Below are 17,146 nucleotides of genomic sequence, written 5' to 3'. Positions count from 1 at the left end.
TTAACAGGCGCCAAATATCGTTTTGACCGGGAATTGTGACCTCATGAAGAAAACGCCCGTCCGAGTTCCATGGAAGAATTTCTGTGCCGTCATCCTGTCGGCGGTGATTCTTTTTGCCTTCAATTATTCCGCAGGCGCCGCGCCGTCTCCCGTTGAGGTCGCCGTAACCGGGATCGAAGGCGAAAAGCTGGACAACGTTCGGGCAGCTCTGGATCTTCCTTCCGGTATTGTTCGTAACGGAGACGTCAATATGCCCTGGCTGGAACGGTTTGAAAAGCAGGTTCCGGAGAAGGTGAAACGCGCGCTGGAACCCTTCGGCCATTACGATGTCCGCACAAAAACCCGGATCGAAAAGACGACGGACGGTTACGTCGTCATAGTGGATGTTTCCCCCGGCCGGCCAACTCTCGTGGCGGACGTGAGTCTCGCGATCGAGGGGCCTGGGGCGAAGGAAAACCGTATGAACAGGGCCGTCGACTCCTTTCCCCTGAAAAAAGGAGATGTTTTCGACCATACGGCCTACGAAGCGGGCAAGACACAGCTCCGAGAGGCCGCATTGGCCCGGGGCTATCTCGATGCGGACTTCTCCGTCAGCCGGGTTGAAGTTTCCCTTCGGGATTATTCCGCCCGGATCGAACTCCTTCTCGATACGGGGCCCTTTTATGCTTTCGGCGACTGGAAAATCCTGGGGGGAGAGGCTTACAGCGACACCTTTCTTCGAAGGCATGTGGCCTTCAGGAAAGGCGAGCCTTTTTCCTATAATAGAATCTATCGGACCCAGCTGAATTTCATCAATTCCGAGCGCTTCCGGGAAGCCGTTGTCGAGCCGGACAAGGAAACAGCGGAAAATTTCATGGTTCCCATAACAATCCGACTGGAACCTTCCCTCCCAAAACGGCTTCGGTTCGGGATCGGATACGGAACGGATACAGGTCCTCGGGCTTCCGCCCACTACCGGGATTTGAACATTTCGGGAGAAGGACGGGAGCTTTCCGCCGACCTGGTCGTCTCTGAGCGTCTTCAGGCGTTTGTCGCCGATTTTCGACTGCCGGGACGTCGGATAGAAAGCTTTACGGGTTTTCAATTCAGACTTCAGAATGAGGACATTTCCTCCTACACGAGCCGGTTTGCATCCCTCGAAGCAAACCGGACCTGGGATTTCGGAAGGGGGAGGCTCGGTACGGCCTATCTCCGCCTGCAGAGGGAAGATTCGGAGGTGGGGGAGCAGGATGTAAGCGCTACCCTTGTCCTGCCTGGTGTTCGTTATTCAAGGCAGCGTTACGACAATCTGATCCGTCCCCGAAGAGGCTACAACTATGCTCTCGAACTGAGAGGAACGGATGCGTTTCTCGGCTCCGACGTCGGAGTTGCGCAGGTGCTGGCCAACGGAAGATACCTGCTGCCCCTGCCCTGGAATCTTATGGCGACGTTCCGTGCGCAGGGAGCCGCGTCGTATGAAAAAGATCCCCTCAGCGACATGCCCGCGTCCCTGCGTTTTTTCACCGGTGGCGACAACAGCGTGCGCGGCTTCTCTTATAACTCTCTCGGACCGACGGACTCGACAGGTACGGTCGTCGGAGGCAAGAATCTGATCGTCGGAAGTGTCGAGCTGGAAAAGGCTTTCCCGAAGAATTTCAGCGCGGCGGTCTTTTACGATACGGGAAACGCCTTCAACAATCTGTCGGATCTGGAACTTTATCGCAGCGTCGGCATCGGAGTCCGGTATTATACACCCGTCGGAGCTATCCGGCTGGATGTCGCTCATCCGATCGACTATCCCGATTCTGATTACCGCATCCATTTCTCTCTGGGGTTTCAATTGTGACGTCAAAAAGAGTCAAATACGGCCTGTTCTTTCTCGCGGGGATTCTGCTGGTCGTTCTGCTCCTGTCGGCAGCGCTCTATCATGTTCTGAAAACACCCGAGGGGTCCCTCCGGCTGTTGAAATTTCTCGGAAGCCAGGCCGGCGTTCAGATGAAAATCGGGCGCTCCGAGGGCAACCTGATGGACGGTCTGGCGCTTCGAAACCTGGAGCTGTCCACAGAATCCTTCGATGCGCGGATCTCCTCCATCTTCATCAAGCCTTCCCCTCGATCGCTTCCGGCGGGCTTCCTGTCTGTGGAAGAATTGCGGATGGAGGGCGTCGCCGTGCACGACCGGAGGCCGGAAGAGAAAGAGCCGCCGGACTTGAGCTGGCCTTCCGTACCGGGCTTTCTCGGTTCCCTGAGAGGCGGAATCGCTTCTCTCGACATCAGCAATATCGAATACCGCCGACTTGAAGAGCCGCCGGTCCGGATCGACCGCATTCAGGGGAGTCTGGAGTGGAATGCCGGCATCCTCGATTTGAAAAATATCCGCATCAAGTCTCCCTGGGGGGAGCTTCGCGGGGACGCTTCGGCGGGCTTTATCATCCCCTTTCTGAATCTGGAAACGGCCCTTGACCTGCAAAGCGGGGGTGGGGACGGTGTCGGGAAATTTTCCTTGAAAGCCGGCTTGAGGAAAACCGCGGCCCCCGAGCCGATCGCTGGGGAAGTCTCTCTCACAGCCGCTGACATCGGCGGCAGAAAGACGGGATTGACGGGCATCATTGGGCTGGCGAAACATTCCGTCCATCTGAGGGATGTCCGTCTGCTCAGGCCCGGACTGAAAGGAGATATGGCTGGCAGCGCCGTCGTGACGTTTCCGGAAGGAGAGCCATTTTACAGTATTCGGGTGAAGGCGTCCCATCTCGATCTTTCCCCGGAAATTTCCTTTCCCACGGACATCAGCGGTGAGATCGATCTGAAGGGCGTTCCCACGGATTACACAGGGTCGTATTCTCTGACCAACACGGGGAAAACGTGGGCTTCGACTGTCCTCAGAGGGTCCTTTGGCGGCGACCTGGAGAGGCTCAAACTGACGCTTTCGGAAGGGAAATGGCTGGCCGGACGCGTTTCGGGCGACGTCGCGGTCAACTGGAAAGAAGGCGTGCGCCTGACGGCAGCGGTGGAAGGAACCGGTTTGAATCCGGCGGTATTCGATCCCCAATGGAAAGGGGCGTTGAATGTAACGGCCCGCGGACAGCTCGGCATGAAAGCGGATGCGCCCCCCGATGCCCGCGTCCAGGCCTGGATATCACGCAGTCAACTGCTCGGCAGAGATCTTACGGGCGAAGCGGACGTGCGCCTGCGCGGCGATGATCTCGATATCGCTCTACTGGATGTCAGGGGGCGGCAGTTCGCCGTGCGCGCTTCCGGGGCGCTGAAAGAACGGATCGACTTCCGTGCTGCCGCTGGCGATCTCGGGGAACTGATTCCTTCCGCCCGGGGACGGCTATCCGCCCAGGGCTGGGTCCGCCTGCGGGACGGGCTGACCGCGTTTTCCGCGGAAGGAAGCGGGAGAAATGTTTCGGTTGACCGCTTCGCGGCCGATTCCCTTTCCTACCGGATGACGCTCGCCGCGGAAAAAGACCGGCTGCTGGATGCGGCTGTGAACGCAAAGAGCCTGAGGTACGATTCGGTCGAGCTCTCTGCCGCTGTCGTGCGGGCGCGGGGCGCCCTTTCGCGCCACCGGATTTCCATAGAAGCGCGGGCGCCGCGGGCAACGGCGGATGCCTCTCTTGCCGGTTCCTACGCGTCCGGGACATGGCGGGGAACGATCGAAAAACTCTCCGGCCGGGACAGATCCGGCCCCTGGCGGCTCCTGTCGCCGGCTGAGCTGATGATCTCCCGGCGTGCCGTATCCGTCTCCCCTCTGGTTCTCGCCGGCAACGCCGGGGAGCGTCTGGACCTGGCGGCGGATATGTTTCTGAATCCCCTGCAGGGACGTCTGAACGCCTCCTGGGCTGGAATCCGGCTGGAGCGCATTTCCTCCTGGATTCCCGATAGCGGTCTTTCCGGGAAGACATCGGGAAATCTGGAAACCCGTTTTGCCCGAGGAGATGTGGCTCTCCTTGCCGGCAAATTCAGCTCCTCGGGGAAGGCTGCAATCGGGGGGCGGCCCGTTTCCTTCAACCGGGCGGAGGCTTTGCTTAATTGGGGACGGGAAGGGTTGGACGCTCGGCTGGAAGTTTCCCTTGCGGGCGAAGGGGTGATTAACGGACGTGCCTCTTCACCGGCTCCCGTTCGCCTGGCTCTTCCCGACCAGGGGAAATTCGAAATGGATGTCCGGGATCTCGATCCTGGCCTGTTCCATGCCTGGCTGCCTTCCGGCGTAACGGTTGCCGGCCGCGCGGCGGGTAAAGTCGAGGGGAGGCTGCTGCCCGGCAGCGCCTTTGAACTGTCCGGAAAGTTGAATGTCTTATCGGGATCGGCAACCCGGAAGGACGAAGAGGGGCAGATTTCCATCGGATTTCGGAGCGCCGCCGTTGACTTTTCCTGGAGGGACGCTGATCTGAGAGGCAGGGCGAGCGCTGAGTTTGTCGATTACGGCAGCCTGCAGGCGGCTTTCAGAATTCCTCTTCCGGCGCGGATTCCCGTCGTCCCGGACCCGTCGGGAACCGTGGCCGCATCGATCCGCGGCCGACTCCGGGAAGCGGGCATGCTGAATGCCGCCTTTCCGGGATTTGTCGAAGTGGGGAAGGGGGAACTCGATCTCGCCGTCACGGTCGGCGGCGCCTGGGGCGATCCCAGGGTGGAGGGGCGTGTCGACATGGCGAAAGCGGGGGCCTACCTCCCGGCCGCCGGGATCGAGCTGAAGGATGTGAGCTTGAAGGCGCGCATGGAGGGGACAAAGATCCTGATCGATTCCCTGAGGGCGAATTCCGGCCCCGGCAGCATCGACCTTCAGGCGGAAATCGTCTTGAGTGGCAGCCAGGTGTCATCCTATTCCGGTACAGTCAAGGGAGACCGGTTTCAGACCGTCAATCTGCCGGAATTGCAGTTGCTGACAAGTCCCGATCTCCGTTTTGAAGGCAATCTGGAAAAACTGGCCGTGCGCGGCAGCGTTTCGGTGCCCCGGATGCTGGCTCTTGCAGGACAGGGGCCGTCCGTGATCACGCCGAGCAGGGACGTGGTTGTCGTGGATGCGCCGCCCTCAAGGGGAAGAAAGATGCCCTTCGCTCTCGATGTCCGGGTTGCCGTCATTCTTGGTGACGATGTTCGCGTCAAGGCCGACGGCGCCAATCTCCAGCTTGGCGGAACGGTTGCAACCGCGGCGACGGGCCCGGAAAATATCAGGGCGCAGGGGACTGTCCGGATCGTGGATGGCAGTTACAGTGTGTACGGTGTAACATTGAAGGTGGAGAGCGGCCGCATCATCTTTGCCGGGCCGGCCGACACCCCGCAACTCGATATCACCGCCGCCCGCAAGGTCGAGGATGTCACGGCGGGAGTGTTTGTCGGCGGGACGATCTCTTCGCCCCGCATCCGCCTCTACTCCCGTCCTGCCATGCAGGAGCCGGAAATTCTTTCCTATCTCGTGCTCGGCCGCGCCCTTCAGGGAGAGGGAAACGAACCGGATCTGTCCCTGCTGCTGCGCGCGGCCGGCTCCATTCTGACGAAATCCGAATCTCCTTCCGTTATCTCCCAGCTGAAGAGCCGACTGGGACTTGAAGGCGTGGAAGTCAAATTCACCAGGGATACGTCGGCTGTTGCGGGCCAGCCCGGCACGGCGGCGACGCAGAACGGTCTGATGGCCGGTTCCATGGTCTCCATCGGCAAGTATCTGACCCCCAGGCTTTATGTCAGTTTCGGTCGCTACCTCTTTTCGGAGCAGAGCGTCGTCAAGCTGCGATACAAATTTTCCGAAAAGTGGGAGGTGGAAACACACGGCGGAACCGTGAGCGGCGCGGACATCTTTTACAAAATCGAGTTCCGGTAATTCCTGTTGTTATCCGCAAGTCCTCAATGCCCCATCAAACCCCGGGAAAAAATTTCGCAAAGTCATGTCGACGGATGGAATGCTGCTTTGAAAACAAATAAAACATCCGGGCATGAGCAAGAGAGTGACTCTATGAAAAGATAAAGATATTTTTTGCCGGATGATCCAACTTTCTCCATTTACATGTGATGCTGTTTGCTGTATACGGCACGTGTGCCGCGAGGGAGGCAACATGAAGACGGATTCTTATAAAAAACCTGAGATAAATTCTGCCCTTACAGACGATGGAAAGAAAGACCGGCGCGAGTTTCTGATCACGGCAGCGAGGATCATCGTTCCTACCCTTGGACTTTTGGGGATAAGCCTTTCAATGTCCGGGGCAAGAGCCTTGGCTGCAGACTGCAACAGCATCTGTACGGGGGGATGTCAGGGCGCTTGTACAGGGTGCACGGGTTCCTGCTCAGGCACTTGTCACTGGGCCTGTTCCGACACGTGCAAAGATACCTGCAGCGGCATGACAGAAAGACGTTGAAAATATCGTCCCGGATCATCATTGACATGGGCAAAAGAAAAACCTGGTGGATCTTCATAAAAATGGGGTGCGTTTCATGAAAGACGACAAGGATGGAAATGTAACAGTGGCAAGACCCTCCGAGGAAAAAACGGAAAATATCGATCGACGGGGCTTCTTGTCCATGGCGGGCAAAATCGTTATTCCCACGCTCGGCATTATTGGTTTGACTTTGGCGGGTCGGCCGCAGAGCGTATCCGCCAATTGTAACAGTATGTGTGCCAGCAGCTGCAGCCTCTCATGCAGCGGCCGGTGTGACGGCACTTGTCAAGATGGATGCAGCAGCGGCTGTGGAAGCACTTGTGTGAGAACCTGCGCCGACGATTGCGGCTCGTCATGCTCCGGCGGCTGTGCCCATGTCTGCGGCGGCTGTGACGGAACGTGCAAAGGCGGATGCGAAGGACATATGTTTTAGATGTGTTTGCAGATAAAGGAACTTCAGGGCATTGCAAAGGAATCTTTTTTCTTTCTTCACCCCCTCGGGGATCAGGTCACGTCGGGGGCGATTCGTATCAACCCGGCCATGCATAAAAACTTCCGATGCCATTCCATCCCGATCATACCCTCTCCAAGGAGAAATGTGATTGGACTCTTATAGCGATGTAAAGATGGGGGAATACGAGCCAACCTGGCGATCGGGAATGGCGAAATCGATTACCTTTATTGTCACCGAAGATTGCCAGTTGCGTTGCGGTTACTGCTACATCATCGGGAAAAACAAATTCAACAGAATGTCGTTTACGATAGCCAGAACGGCGGTTGACTATATCCTGCATAATCGAGCCCTGTTCTGGGAAGATTCGGTTATCTGGGATTTTATCGGCGGTGAGCCGCTGCTTGAGATCGAATTGATCGACCGGATCTGCGATTACATCAAGCGCCGGATGTATGAGTTGGATCATCCCTGGTTCAACAGCTACCGGTTCAGTTTTTCCACCAATGGTCTCCTGTACGGCACTGAAAAGGTGCAGCGTTTTATCAGAAAGAATGCCCACCACCTGAGCATATCGATCAGCATCGACGGCACCAGAAAAAAGCATGACGCGCAACGGGTTTTCCCTGACGGCAGCGGGTCTTATGACGCGGTCGTGAAAAATGTGCCGTTATGGCTGAAACAATTTCCAAACGCGTCCACCAAAGCCACGGTCGCGCATGATGACCTGCCGCTGCTCAAAGAAAGCGTGATCCATCTCTGGCAGCTCGGCCTGAAAAATGTGACGATCAACCTGGTCAACGAGAACATCTGGGAACCCGGCGATGACATCATTTATGAGACGCAGTTGCGTGAGCTGGCGGATTACATTGTCGAAAACGATCTGTACGACACCCACAACTGTTCGTTTTTTTCCAAATCCATTGGAAAGCCGCTCGACTGCAAGACGGACAACGGAAACTGGTGCGGAAGCGGAAAAATGCTGGCGATTGACGGTGACGGCGTCTTTTATCCCTGCGTGCGGTTCGCTCCCTATTCCATGCGGTATAAACCGGCGAGATCGATCGGCAACTGCTTCGATGGCCTCGACATGAACAGGGTCAGGCCTTTCCTGGTGCTGAACAGGAGCATGCAGAGTCCAGAGGAATGTATCGCGTGCGATGTCGCCAGCGGCTGTGCCTGGTGTCAGGGTAACAATTACGACCTTGCGGCGACCGACACCATCTACCAGCGCGCTGTTTATACCTGTGCCATGCACAAGGCCAGGGTGCGGGCAAACCGGTATTTTGGGGAAAAATTAGCGGACAGGCTCGGCCGCGAACGACCTGTTGAGGCGAGATGACATGTACAGATATCTGCTGGTGATTCTGGAAAAAGGCGCAGTCCCGTTTTGCCACTACAGCAATCCTTTTTATTATTCCTCGGCAGAACCGGAATTCATGCCGTTGGAAATCCTCGGGAAGATAGTCGAATATGCCCGGGAAAACGGCTTGTTCCTCAATTTCCTCTTTGGAAGACACCCGTTGTCCCTAGAGTATGAAAGCCTGATTGGCACGATCGGACATGTCAAAATGATCCCGGTGGTCCTGAAGGACATCTATCCCGATGGCGTGCCGGTGCTGGAAGCGGATGAAAGCATGCGGTTCTCGGAGCTCGAAGCCGATTCTGAGCGCAACCTCGTTTTGTCGGTCACGCCGACGGATCTTCCTCATCTGTCCGACATGGTCGCGTCGCTTTGGGGAAAATTCAAACGGCTGAATCTGCACCTGGTGGGAGTTGAGACTATTTCCTCCGCACAATTGGATGTTTACCAAAGCGAATTGAAAAAAATAGCGGACCGGCTTGCCCAGCTTTACCGGACCGGCAGGGAAATCGAGATCAATGTCATTTCAGACCGGCTGCTTTTGAACCAGATGAACAATTGTGATGCCGGAATCAAACACCTGACCATAGCTCCCGACGGGAACGCCTATATCTGTCCGGCATTTTATTATGACGATGAAGCGGATACGGTCGGTTATTGGTCGGACATTATTGAAACAACGCATGCCAATCACCAGCTGCTGGATCTCGGCTGTGCGCCGATCTGTTCACGCTGCGACGCGTTCCACTGCAAACGCTGCGTCTATCTGAACAAGAAGACCACACTGGAAGTCAATGTGCCTTCCCGGGAGCAGTGTCTGGCGTCACATGTCGAGCGGGAGGTTTCGAGGCTTCTGCTGCAAAGTCTCCGGACGGTCAGACCGTTTGACCAGTTCCCTGCCATTGCCAGTCTAACCTATGACGATCCGTTCGATCTGATCGTGGGGGAGACCTGGAAAAGGGAGGAGCCTGCAGCAGTCAGCGCGACGTCGCAGGATGCCGATAACTGCCTGCAGCAGATATACGAGATGCAGAAGAAAATCCTGCGGAAATTAGAACTGGATTGAGGACGAACACGATGGACGATAAGGCCGGAGTCTGCAACGGCAAAGACGAGCGCAGTAAGATCGGGAAGGTGACTCCCCGGGAGCGCGATGAAATATCCGCACTTTTTGAACGCAAAAACGGATTGACCGAACTCATCAAAGCGCTGGTGGAGTCCGGCGATGAAATTCTCACAAACAGCTATTTTTACGAAAAAATCGTCGCCGACCTGGGAAAAACGACAACGTTGCACCAGCAGTGGTGGGACCGATGTGCACAGCGATATCAATGGGAGCGGGTCAGTGGCTGCATCTGGGAAATCGATTTTGAAACCTGCAATATATATTTGCGGAAAATATAAAGAGTATTCTTCATAAAAACACCCCGCAGAGGCCTATGATCCTCAATAAGAATTCGTGAAAGGAGAGTCCGGAAATGAATGATGAACTGCCGTTCGGGGAAAAGGTGGAAAAATTATACGGGAAGACGGAAAAGGTCGACAGACGCGGTTTTTTTGCGAAAGTCGGCAAGGTCATCATTCCCACTCTCGGAATAATCGGTTTGAGCTTGATGCCGCTTTCTCCGCGGCCAGCCGCGGCCGATTGTGCAAATACCTGTTCGGGGGGGTGTTACGAAACCTGTCGTGGGTGTACTGGTGGATGTTCGGGCAACTGTTCCGGTACATGTAACCGCACCTGCCACGACATCTGCGCTGACAGCTGCACCGTCACGGCAAGGTAGAATCCCGGATAGATAAAGTCTTTGGATGCTTTTATTTTCAGCGACCGACCTCATTAAGTCAGTTCCTAATGTTTTTCAGCTTTTACTTCGCGAAAGGAGAATGTTCCCATGGATGGCGAGGACTCATTCAGGAAAAAGATGGAAACGGTATACGGCAAGACGGAAAAGGTTGACAGGCGTGGGTTTTTTACGACGGTCGGCAAGGCCATCATTCCCACTCTCGGCATTCTTGGCTTGAGTTTGATGCAGCTTTCACCAAAGCCGGCAGCGGCTGATTGTGCCGATACCTGCTCCGGGGGATGCTCCGAAACCTGCCAGGGATGCACCGGATGTACAGGCAGTTGTGCCGGCGAGTGTGATCGCACCTGCCGCGACATCTGTGCCAACAGCTGCACCGTCACGGCTGAGTAGAAACGGAGAAACCAACCGGTAAGCCGGCCTGCGCAGGCATTATTTGCCGGCCGGCTTACCGGTTCGTATTGCTTGAGTCTTCCTTAAACAAGAATCCATTAACCCCACAGATATTCATACCCCAGAAAGATCTGCCTTGCGGGAACTTTTTGGCATCATCCTTTGTCTAAGAATTGCAGCAGAATCTGAACCGTCGAAGTCCAATCGAAAATCGGACCCTGAAGTTGGAAATAAGCAGAATGAGCTGGTTGGGCGAAAACAGGGCGGCGCAGCGCTGGTAAGTAAACGAGGATTTGTGCAACAAAATAATTCTTTTTGACAGAGAGGTTCCATGAAAAAGTCTGATACAAGCCATCAGATGCCCATGTTGTCAGTCATTCCCACGCAAATTATTCTATTATGGATTGCATTTTTGATCATGATCATCCTGCCGACGCCGATTCAGGCGGATATGGGCAGAGTTGTGGCCACAGAGGCGCAGGTGTCGGAAGACAGCCAGAAAGCCATTATCCTGCACAACCGCGAAGAAGAAGTGCTGATTCTCGGGACGGATCTCAAGGCGGATAAATCTGCACGCATCATCCGGTTTATTCCATTTCCTGAGGAACCAAAGGTGCAGTTGGCCTCACCGGCTTCCTTCGAGTCCGCAATGGATTTGATCAAAAAGCACGGGTTGAAATTCATTGAGCAGACCAAGGGCGGCCGTGCCGCGGCGCGAGCGGTAGAGATGCGGTTCAATCAGCGGCTTGGCTCTCACGATGTGACGGTGATCAGGATCAATGATGCGGCGGAATTCAATGGGTGGGTCAGGGAATTCCTCAGGCAGAAGGGTTTGCAACTGAAGCGTGAAGATCCGAAGATCGAGGCTGTCGTTCGTGATTACACCCGGCGGGGCTTTGTCTGGTTTGTTTTCGACTTCGTCACGGTGAACGAACAGATCCGTTTCGTTGAGCCGATCCAGTACAGGTTTAAAACGAAGGAACTCTATTATCCTCTGAAAACTTCCAACACGTTTGGCGGCTCTGGAATGATCGACCTTATTCTCATTACACCCGGGACTTTCTGTGAACCTCTTCAATCTTATTATGGCGGATGTTTCGGATTTCAAGAAATGAGGGCCACGACATCGTCACAGCTTGAAAATGATGAAATGAAAGGAATTTTTCCGGGTATCGGGCAATTTTCCAAAAATCAGAACATGTTCATCCAACTGATGAGATATCAGGGGGACTACGAGTTTGACCAGGATCTCCTGGGAGACTTCGGTCAAGCGGTTCCGTATGCCATAGGGCATGTGGAAGAGGCATGGGGCAGTCCATGGCTTTTTCCCATGGAAGAAAATGTAAAGGATCTCAAGGAAAGGTGCAGGTTGAAGCCCGATTCAGGGCCATGCAAAGCGATTTTCTGGCGTTACTTTTTCAATCCGGAAACCCAAAAATGCGAGAAATTCGTTTACGGCGGGTGCGAGGGAACGGTGCCCTTTGAAACAAAAGAAGAATGTGTGGCGCTGTGTGAGAAGGACGGCGGCGCTTCTTCCACACTCAAGAATATAAATTTCGAAGAATTTACGCCGTCGAGTAAACACTTCACCCTGCAGATTCCAGCAGGATGGCCGCGAGAAGAATATGACATCCAGCGATCCAGCCTCCTGAGCGGAAACAATAAATATGAATTGACTGTCCGGGCGCCGGGTCAGGAGGGTCTGGAATATCTGAGTGTGAGGGTTGCCTGGCATCGGGACGCATGCGGAACCCCTGAACGGTTCATATATGACCTGTTGAATCCCCGTTTCAGTTCTCGAAGAGCGGACGCAAAAGTTTTACCGTTAACCGGGCCGGAAGCCAAGACGCTGGAAATAAAAAAAGTCAGACAGCCCTTTCAGGGGATGAACGCCAAGCCCGTGAAGGCAATAGAGCGATATGTGGTTATACCTGCCCATACGGGTTTTTATGTGCTGGTGTACGATGCGCCGGAAGCGTTGTTCAAGGAAAACAAATGGGTGTTCGACAAAATCCTGAGTTCATTTCAACCAATGGTTAGCCTGAATTCGAAGCCTGAACCCGTCGCGGAAGTCAGTGATGACGAATACGAGGTCTATGCTGATTTCTTCAGTGCGGAAGAAGTGCGCGGTTTTGAAATTCCTCCATATTTCTCCAATACTTATAGAGCGCGGCACGTTTATCATGAGACGTCAGCCGGGAAGAATTCGGACAAGCAGACGCTGACACATCTCATGGAGAGTTTTGGTGCATTGGATAAATCCATCATGGAGGATTACAGGGAGAAAAACAAAAGAGTCCGTATACTCAGGGACAGAATGGTGGTTCCATGGCTTGAAATTCTGCAGACCAATGAACCCAACCGCGAGGGGGGGCGTGGCATGGAGCAGCCTTTAACGGTTTTTCCTGATGAGGTTTTTCTCTCCCGGATCGGATTCAACGAACAGAAAGACACGGCTCTGTTCTATGTTTCTCAGAATGGAGCGCCAATGACGGGGTACTTTGTCCTCATGGTAAAAAAGAAAAACAGATGGGTCATTAAAAACGCTGTCCTTGAAGACTTTAAGATTCCATATTCCGAGATTTCACCTTCCTTTCAGTATATTCAGCATGACATCTCCGATGGTAAAGGGGGGCGCTAAAATTCCGGAAAAGGGATCATTTCAGACCTTTGAAAAAAAGCATATTGCTGAAAACGCCTGATATCTTTCAGCCTGTCAGGAAAGGTTTTACTGTCATTGAATGAGGAGGTTTATACTGTAAGAGAAGGGTTCGTTGGAATGAACGGTGAAAGCCAGTGGATTATCCCAATAATATCAAGCTCTTTGCCTTACTGAGGCGGGAATGAGCATCATCCGGGAATCTTTGAAACAGGAAATAAAGCAGCTCCCTTTTACGCTGGGAAAACTTTTGGGCGCCATGATGGCGGTCATCGGCATACCGGCAGTCATCTGGATTACGACGAGACGCCCGAGCTCATCATGGCAGGAGGTTGTCCCGTATGCCCTGCAGGGCATCTCCGGAATATTGATATTCCATGTATCTTCCATATTGGCGCGTCATCGATTGAAAATACATGTTTCTTCCGGCCAGACTCAGGCAGAGAAAAACAGTGTCGCTGCCGTGGTATGGACAATCTTCGCTGGGCTGGTGGTCATGGCTTTTTTGTTGATTTACCTGTTCTGGTATCTGGGTTGACGCGGACATCCCAATAGATTACAGAAATGAATTGAGCATCAAGATCCCGGGGTTTTGTTTTGACTTTAACCCTGTGGACTTCGTTATTGACACACCAGTTTTTTCGATTCTACTTCGAATGTTCCAAGACTGATGTGGTCCGGTTATTTTCGAAGAATCCACTCGATATCAGATTGCCGACGGAATCAAAGTCACTGAATTCAACAACTTGATATTCTGCCTCCAGGCAACGCATTTCAATCTGCAAATGAAAGTTCATTCAGGAACGCTCTTTACTGGAAAAGGCACTCTCTAAGAGATCAAAGGTTTCTTCTGCTTTCTCAAACAGTGAGTAAGACATGTTCTTAAGCAGCCAAAGCGTAATCATGTGATCCATAGTTCCGATCACAATACTCTGCGCTACCGATGAATCAATATCCTGCCTCATCTCTCCGGATTTTTTGCCTTCTTCAAATATATCAATGAGATAATGGTAAAGGAGTCTGACATTCTGGTAGACGGATGTTTCCATAAAGCTGGAACTGGTTTTCAGAAACAAGTAGACAATCTTTGCATCAACTGGTGCTTCCTCCGTCCGACGATATGTCCACCAGATGTATTTTCGCAGCTTATTGAATGCACCCTTTACCCCGAACATCTGATCATCCAAGTCTTTCAGTAATTCAGAGACCCATAAATCCGGGATGGCCAGCAAAAGGTCTTCCTTGCCTTTGAAATGTTCATATAATGCGGCTTCGGAAAGACCGACGTTGCGACAGATGTCCACAACTGTTGTCTTTAGAAACCCATTTTCCGCAAAAAGAATCTTCGCACTCTCTACAATCCGGTCTCTGGTGTTTTCCGCTTTCTTGCTGAGAAGTCTCTTTTTCTCTTTTATATGATTAGCCTTTGATGTTTTAAGGTTATTTATTTTATCAGAGTTTGCTGCCAATTCTAATTTTTCCCCTCTCCAATGATACTAATGTCATTAGGTAATACTCTCCCTAACACAAGTCAATCAGCCTAACAAGCATAAAAAGTAATTTTTATTTAGATTCTAATCTGAGAATAGAGGCATTTAATTATAAATATTTATCCCATAAGCCTTTTGGTACTGGTTAAAAATAATTATATTAGATATTATTTTTTCAATTATGGATCATAAAAACAATTATTAACAATAACATTTTGATATTATTGGTTATTTATAATATCAAAGGTAACCTAATAGCATTATTTTTTTGTCTTGACAGCCCGGTTTTTTAAGGTTATTTAATCTCAAAATTAGTTCATTTTTGAGGATCGTTTGGATTTATTTGGATTACACAGAAAAAAATAATAAAATCAATGCCATTGTAATTTAATGGCATTAAGTAAAATTTTTTAGGAGGATAACAATGAATTACACAGGACACATTGACCGTTTTGTTCGAGAAAATCTTCCGCCGGAAGATCAGTTGCCGGAGTTTATTTTTGAAACACCGGAGCTGCAGTTCCCCGAACATCTGAATGCCACCGCCCTTTTGCTTGACAAGGCGCTTGAGGAAGGAGCGGGCGAAAGAATTGCGATGATCGGCAAGGACATCCGTTGGACCTATCGTGACTTGCAAAGTAAGGTGAACCAGCTTGCCAGTTTACTTACTGAGGACATGGGACTCATTCCGGGGAACCGCGTTTTATTGCGCGGCGGTAATACGCCCTGGTTCGCCGTTTGTTGGCTCGCCGTATGGAAGGCCGGCGGAGTGGCTGTCGGAACTATGCCTTTGCTCCGGGCCAAAGAATTAAAGCAATTGATACACCTCGGACGCGTCAGTCATGCGCTGTGCGAGGCGTCTTTGGCCGAAGAGCTGAATCTCGCGCGTCCTGAATGCCCGGAACTCAAAGAGGTAATGGTATATGGCGACGATGCATTCGACAAGAAACTCGCCTCAAAGTCCGCAGAATTCAATGCAGTCGATACAGCGTCCGACGATCCGGCCCTGATCGCTTTCACTTCCGGTACGACCGGCATCCCCAAAGGCTGTATCCATCTTCACAGAGATGTGATGGCCATGTGTGAGGTTGTCTGCGGTTACTGGCTAAAGCCGAGCGCGGACGATGTTTTCATCGGCACCCCACCTCTCGCCTTCACTTTTGGCCTCGGCGGACTCCTGTGTTTCCCTCTTTGGGCAAGAGCCAGCACGGTGTTGATGGAAAAGCTCAGCCCGCCTGTCCTGATAGGGGCCATTGAGCAGTATGGTGCCACCATCACTTTCACAGCTCCCACCGGATACCGGCAGATGACGCCTCTGATTCCGCAGCACAACATCACGAGTCTGAAAAAAAGCGTGTCCGCCGGCGAGGCTCTGTCAGTTGATACCCGTAAAAAGTGGAGGGAAGCGACCGGCATAGAGATGCACGATGGTATTGGCGGAACAGAACTGATCCATATTTACCTCGCTGCATACCCTGACGACTATCGCGAAGGTTCCTTGGGCAAGCCTTTACCGGGTTACCGGGCCATGCTGGTGGATGAGCAGATGAATCCAGTGCCGGTGGGAGAAACAGGAAAGCTCGCGGTCAAAGGGCCCACCGGTTGCCGCTACCTGGCAGATGAAAGACAGAAAAGTTCAGTTAGAAACGGTTGGACCATCACTGGGGATGCCTACCACCAGGATTCGGATGGCTATTATTATTTCCATGCCAGAGTGGACGATATCATCGTGACTTCAGGGTACAACGTATCGAGTCCGGAAGTGGAATCCGTCCTGCTGGAGCATCCGGCAGTTTCAGAATGTGGCGTTATTGGAATACCGGACCCCGACCGAGGTCAGGTTCTGAAGGCTTTCATCGTATTGAAGCCGGGTTATACCGGTGACGAGTCGATGGTGAAAACCCTTCAGGACTTCGTTAAGCAAAACGCTGCTCCTTATAAGTATCCGCGGGTAGTCGAATTCGTAACCGCTCTTCCTCGTACTGAAACAGGGAAGCTGCAAAGATTCAAACTGAAATAAGAAGCCATGCGTTGAAAAACGAGGGACCGGTTAACAAAGTCCATCCCTTCATCTGAAAAAGAGGATATTCAAATCTGGAAGGTATGGATCGCTCTGCCTGATGGAATGATCGATCCATACCCTTCTACAAATTCCCCATGTCAAGGAACTAAGGAGATAATGATGGAAATCAAAAAGATAGATCATATTTGTATTGCGGTTAAGAACCTCGAGGAAGCCAGAAAGTTGTGGGAGCCACTCTTGGGAAAAGACAAACCGGACGACGCTTATGTGGATGAACCTGAAAAGATCAAAGTAGCGCGATATTGGATCGGAGAAGTTGGATTCGAGTTAATGGAATCCACAACAACGGATGGTGACGTTGCCAAGTTCATCGGAAAAAATGGCGAGGGCTTCATGCTTATCAGCTTTAATCTGGACAATACTCGCGCTGCCGCCAAAGAGCTGCAGGCCAAGGGCTATCAATTTATACCGGATAAACGGGGAGAAATCGTCCGGCCATTTCGCGATGGTGAGTTCGCATTTGTTCATCCGAAGACACTCAATGGTGTATTGACGGAACTTATTGATGATAAAGGCCAGTTGGTTTCCCGGTCAGAGTGAGGGAGCTTGACTG

General features: G+C 52.5%; 14 protein-coding genes and 1 pseudogene. 13 read left to right on the top strand and 2 right to left on the bottom strand.

Annotation, left to right across the window (positions count from 1 at the left end):
- Positions 1-43: 43 nt before the first annotated feature.
- The 11 genes from SYN_RS13540 to SYN_RS15510 all read left to right on the top strand — a co-directional run bounded on the left by SYN_RS13540 (position 44) and on the right by SYN_RS15510 (position 13,558).
- Positions 44-1,825: an autotransporter assembly complex protein TamA gene (locus SYN_RS13540; protein ID WP_041585145.1), complete on the top strand. Its 1,782-nt coding sequence runs from the start codon at positions 44-46 to the stop codon at positions 1,823-1,825.
- Positions 1,822-5,799: a translocation/assembly module TamB domain-containing protein gene (locus SYN_RS13535; protein ID WP_011418768.1), complete on the top strand. Its 3,978-nt coding sequence runs from the start codon at positions 1,822-1,824 to the stop codon at positions 5,797-5,799. The genes SYN_RS13540 and SYN_RS13535 overlap by 4 nt, the downstream gene beginning before the upstream one ends.
- A gap of 160 nt (positions 5,800-5,959) precedes the next feature.
- Complete coding sequence (locus SYN_RS17130; RefSeq protein WP_011418767.1) at positions 5,960-6,331, top strand: Cys-Xaa-Xaa-Xaa repeat radical SAM target protein; 372 nt, start codon at positions 5,960-5,962, stop codon at positions 6,329-6,331.
- A 76-nt stretch (positions 6,332-6,407) separates the two neighbouring features.
- Entirely contained in the window at positions 6,408-6,785 is a 378-nt protein-coding gene (locus SYN_RS15920; RefSeq protein ID WP_011418766.1) for a Cys-Xaa-Xaa-Xaa repeat radical SAM target protein, read from the top strand.
- Positions 6,786-6,954: 169 nt separating this feature from the next.
- Complete coding sequence (locus SYN_RS13520) at positions 6,955-8,145, top strand: radical SAM peptide maturase, CXXX-repeat target family (RefSeq protein ID WP_011418764.1); 1,191 nt, start codon at positions 6,955-6,957, stop codon at positions 8,143-8,145.
- 1 nt (position 8,146) lies between these two features.
- A complete protein-coding gene (locus SYN_RS13515; protein ID WP_041585141.1) occupies positions 8,147-9,232 on the top strand; it encodes a CXXX repeat peptide maturase in 1,086 nt (361 codons plus the stop codon).
- 11 nt (positions 9,233-9,243) lie between these two features.
- A complete protein-coding gene (locus SYN_RS13510) occupies positions 9,244-9,570 on the top strand; it encodes a CXXX repeat peptide modification system protein (RefSeq protein ID WP_049750004.1) in 327 nt (108 codons plus the stop codon).
- A gap of 74 nt (positions 9,571-9,644) precedes the next feature.
- Positions 9,645-9,950 (top strand): Cys-Xaa-Xaa-Xaa repeat radical SAM target protein, encoded by a 306-nt coding sequence (locus tag SYN_RS13505; RefSeq protein WP_011418760.1) that lies wholly within the window; start codon positions 9,645-9,647, stop codon positions 9,948-9,950.
- A 108-nt stretch (positions 9,951-10,058) separates the two neighbouring features.
- Positions 10,059-10,361 carry a Cys-Xaa-Xaa-Xaa repeat radical SAM target protein gene (locus SYN_RS13500; protein WP_011418759.1) on the top strand — a complete coding sequence of 101 codons (303 nt, stop codon included), beginning with the start codon at positions 10,059-10,061 and terminating at the stop codon, positions 10,359-10,361.
- A 331-nt stretch (positions 10,362-10,692) separates the two neighbouring features.
- Positions 10,693-13,002, top strand: coding sequence for a DUF2330 domain-containing protein (locus SYN_RS15515; RefSeq protein ID WP_011418758.1), 2,310 nt, complete (start codon positions 10,693-10,695; stop codon positions 13,000-13,002).
- A gap of 202 nt (positions 13,003-13,204) precedes the next feature.
- A complete protein-coding gene (locus tag SYN_RS15510) occupies positions 13,205-13,558 on the top strand; it encodes a hypothetical protein (RefSeq protein ID WP_011418757.1) in 354 nt (117 codons plus the stop codon).
- Between the two features lie 259 nt (positions 13,559-13,817).
- On the opposite strand, the gene SYN_RS16635 is transcribed toward SYN_RS15510, so the two are convergent.
- Positions 13,818-14,252 carry a TetR/AcrR family transcriptional regulator C-terminal domain-containing protein gene (locus tag SYN_RS16635; RefSeq protein ID WP_237671351.1) on the bottom strand — a complete coding sequence of 145 codons (435 nt, stop codon included), beginning with the start codon at positions 14,250-14,252 and terminating at the stop codon, positions 13,818-13,820.
- Positions 14,253-14,489 (bottom strand): annotated as a pseudogene (locus SYN_RS17125) (TetR/AcrR family transcriptional regulator); the annotation flags it as partial.
- A gap of 445 nt (positions 14,490-14,934) precedes the next feature.
- On the opposite strand from SYN_RS17125, the gene SYN_RS13475 reads away from it, so the two are divergent.
- A complete protein-coding gene (locus SYN_RS13475) occupies positions 14,935-16,530 on the top strand; it encodes an AMP-binding protein (protein WP_011418755.1) in 1,596 nt (531 codons plus the stop codon).
- A gap of 162 nt (positions 16,531-16,692) precedes the next feature.
- The gene (locus SYN_RS13470) at positions 16,693-17,133 is read left to right on the top strand and encodes a VOC family protein (protein ID WP_041585140.1); all 441 of its coding nucleotides are present in this window, start codon (positions 16,693-16,695) and stop codon (positions 17,131-17,133) included.
- The last annotated feature ends 13 nt before the right edge of the window (positions 17,134-17,146 follow it).

This window comes from Syntrophus aciditrophicus SB (assembly GCF_000013405.1).
Lineage (GTDB): Bacteria > Desulfobacterota > Syntrophia > Syntrophales > Syntrophaceae > Syntrophus > Syntrophus aciditrophicus.
Note: the sequence above shows the minus strand (reverse complement) of the source record. Positions and strands in the feature narration are given on the sequence as shown.

Bases quoted from the DNA above. Each gene is read 5' to 3' on its own strand.
- SYN_RS15920 (WP_011418766.1), top strand. From the start codon at position 6,408: ATGAAAGACGACAAGGATGGAAATGTAACAGTGGCAAGACCCTCCGAG.
- SYN_RS15510 (WP_011418757.1), top strand. From the start codon at position 13,205: ATGAGCATCATCCGGGAATCTTTGAAACAGGAAATAAAGCAGCTCCCT.
- SYN_RS13510 (WP_049750004.1), top strand. From the start codon at position 9,244: ATGGACGATAAGGCCGGAGTCTGCAACGGCAAAGACGAGCGCAGTAAG.
- SYN_RS15515 (WP_011418758.1), top strand. From the start codon at position 10,693: ATGAAAAAGTCTGATACAAGCCATCAGATGCCCATGTTGTCAGTCATT.
- SYN_RS13475 (WP_011418755.1), top strand. From the start codon at position 14,935: ATGAATTACACAGGACACATTGACCGTTTTGTTCGAGAAAATCTTCCG.
- SYN_RS13505 (WP_011418760.1), top strand. From the start codon at position 9,645: ATGAATGATGAACTGCCGTTCGGGGAAAAGGTGGAAAAATTATACGGG.
- SYN_RS13470 (WP_041585140.1), top strand. From the start codon at position 16,693: ATGGAAATCAAAAAGATAGATCATATTTGTATTGCGGTTAAGAACCTC.
- SYN_RS13540 (WP_041585145.1), top strand. From the start codon at position 44: ATGAAGAAAACGCCCGTCCGAGTTCCATGGAAGAATTTCTGTGCCGTC.
- SYN_RS13500 (WP_011418759.1), top strand. From the start codon at position 10,059: ATGGATGGCGAGGACTCATTCAGGAAAAAGATGGAAACGGTATACGGC.
- SYN_RS13515 (WP_041585141.1), top strand. From the start codon at position 8,147: ATGTACAGATATCTGCTGGTGATTCTGGAAAAAGGCGCAGTCCCGTTT.
- SYN_RS17130 (WP_011418767.1), top strand. From the start codon at position 5,960: ATGATCCAACTTTCTCCATTTACATGTGATGCTGTTTGCTGTATACGG.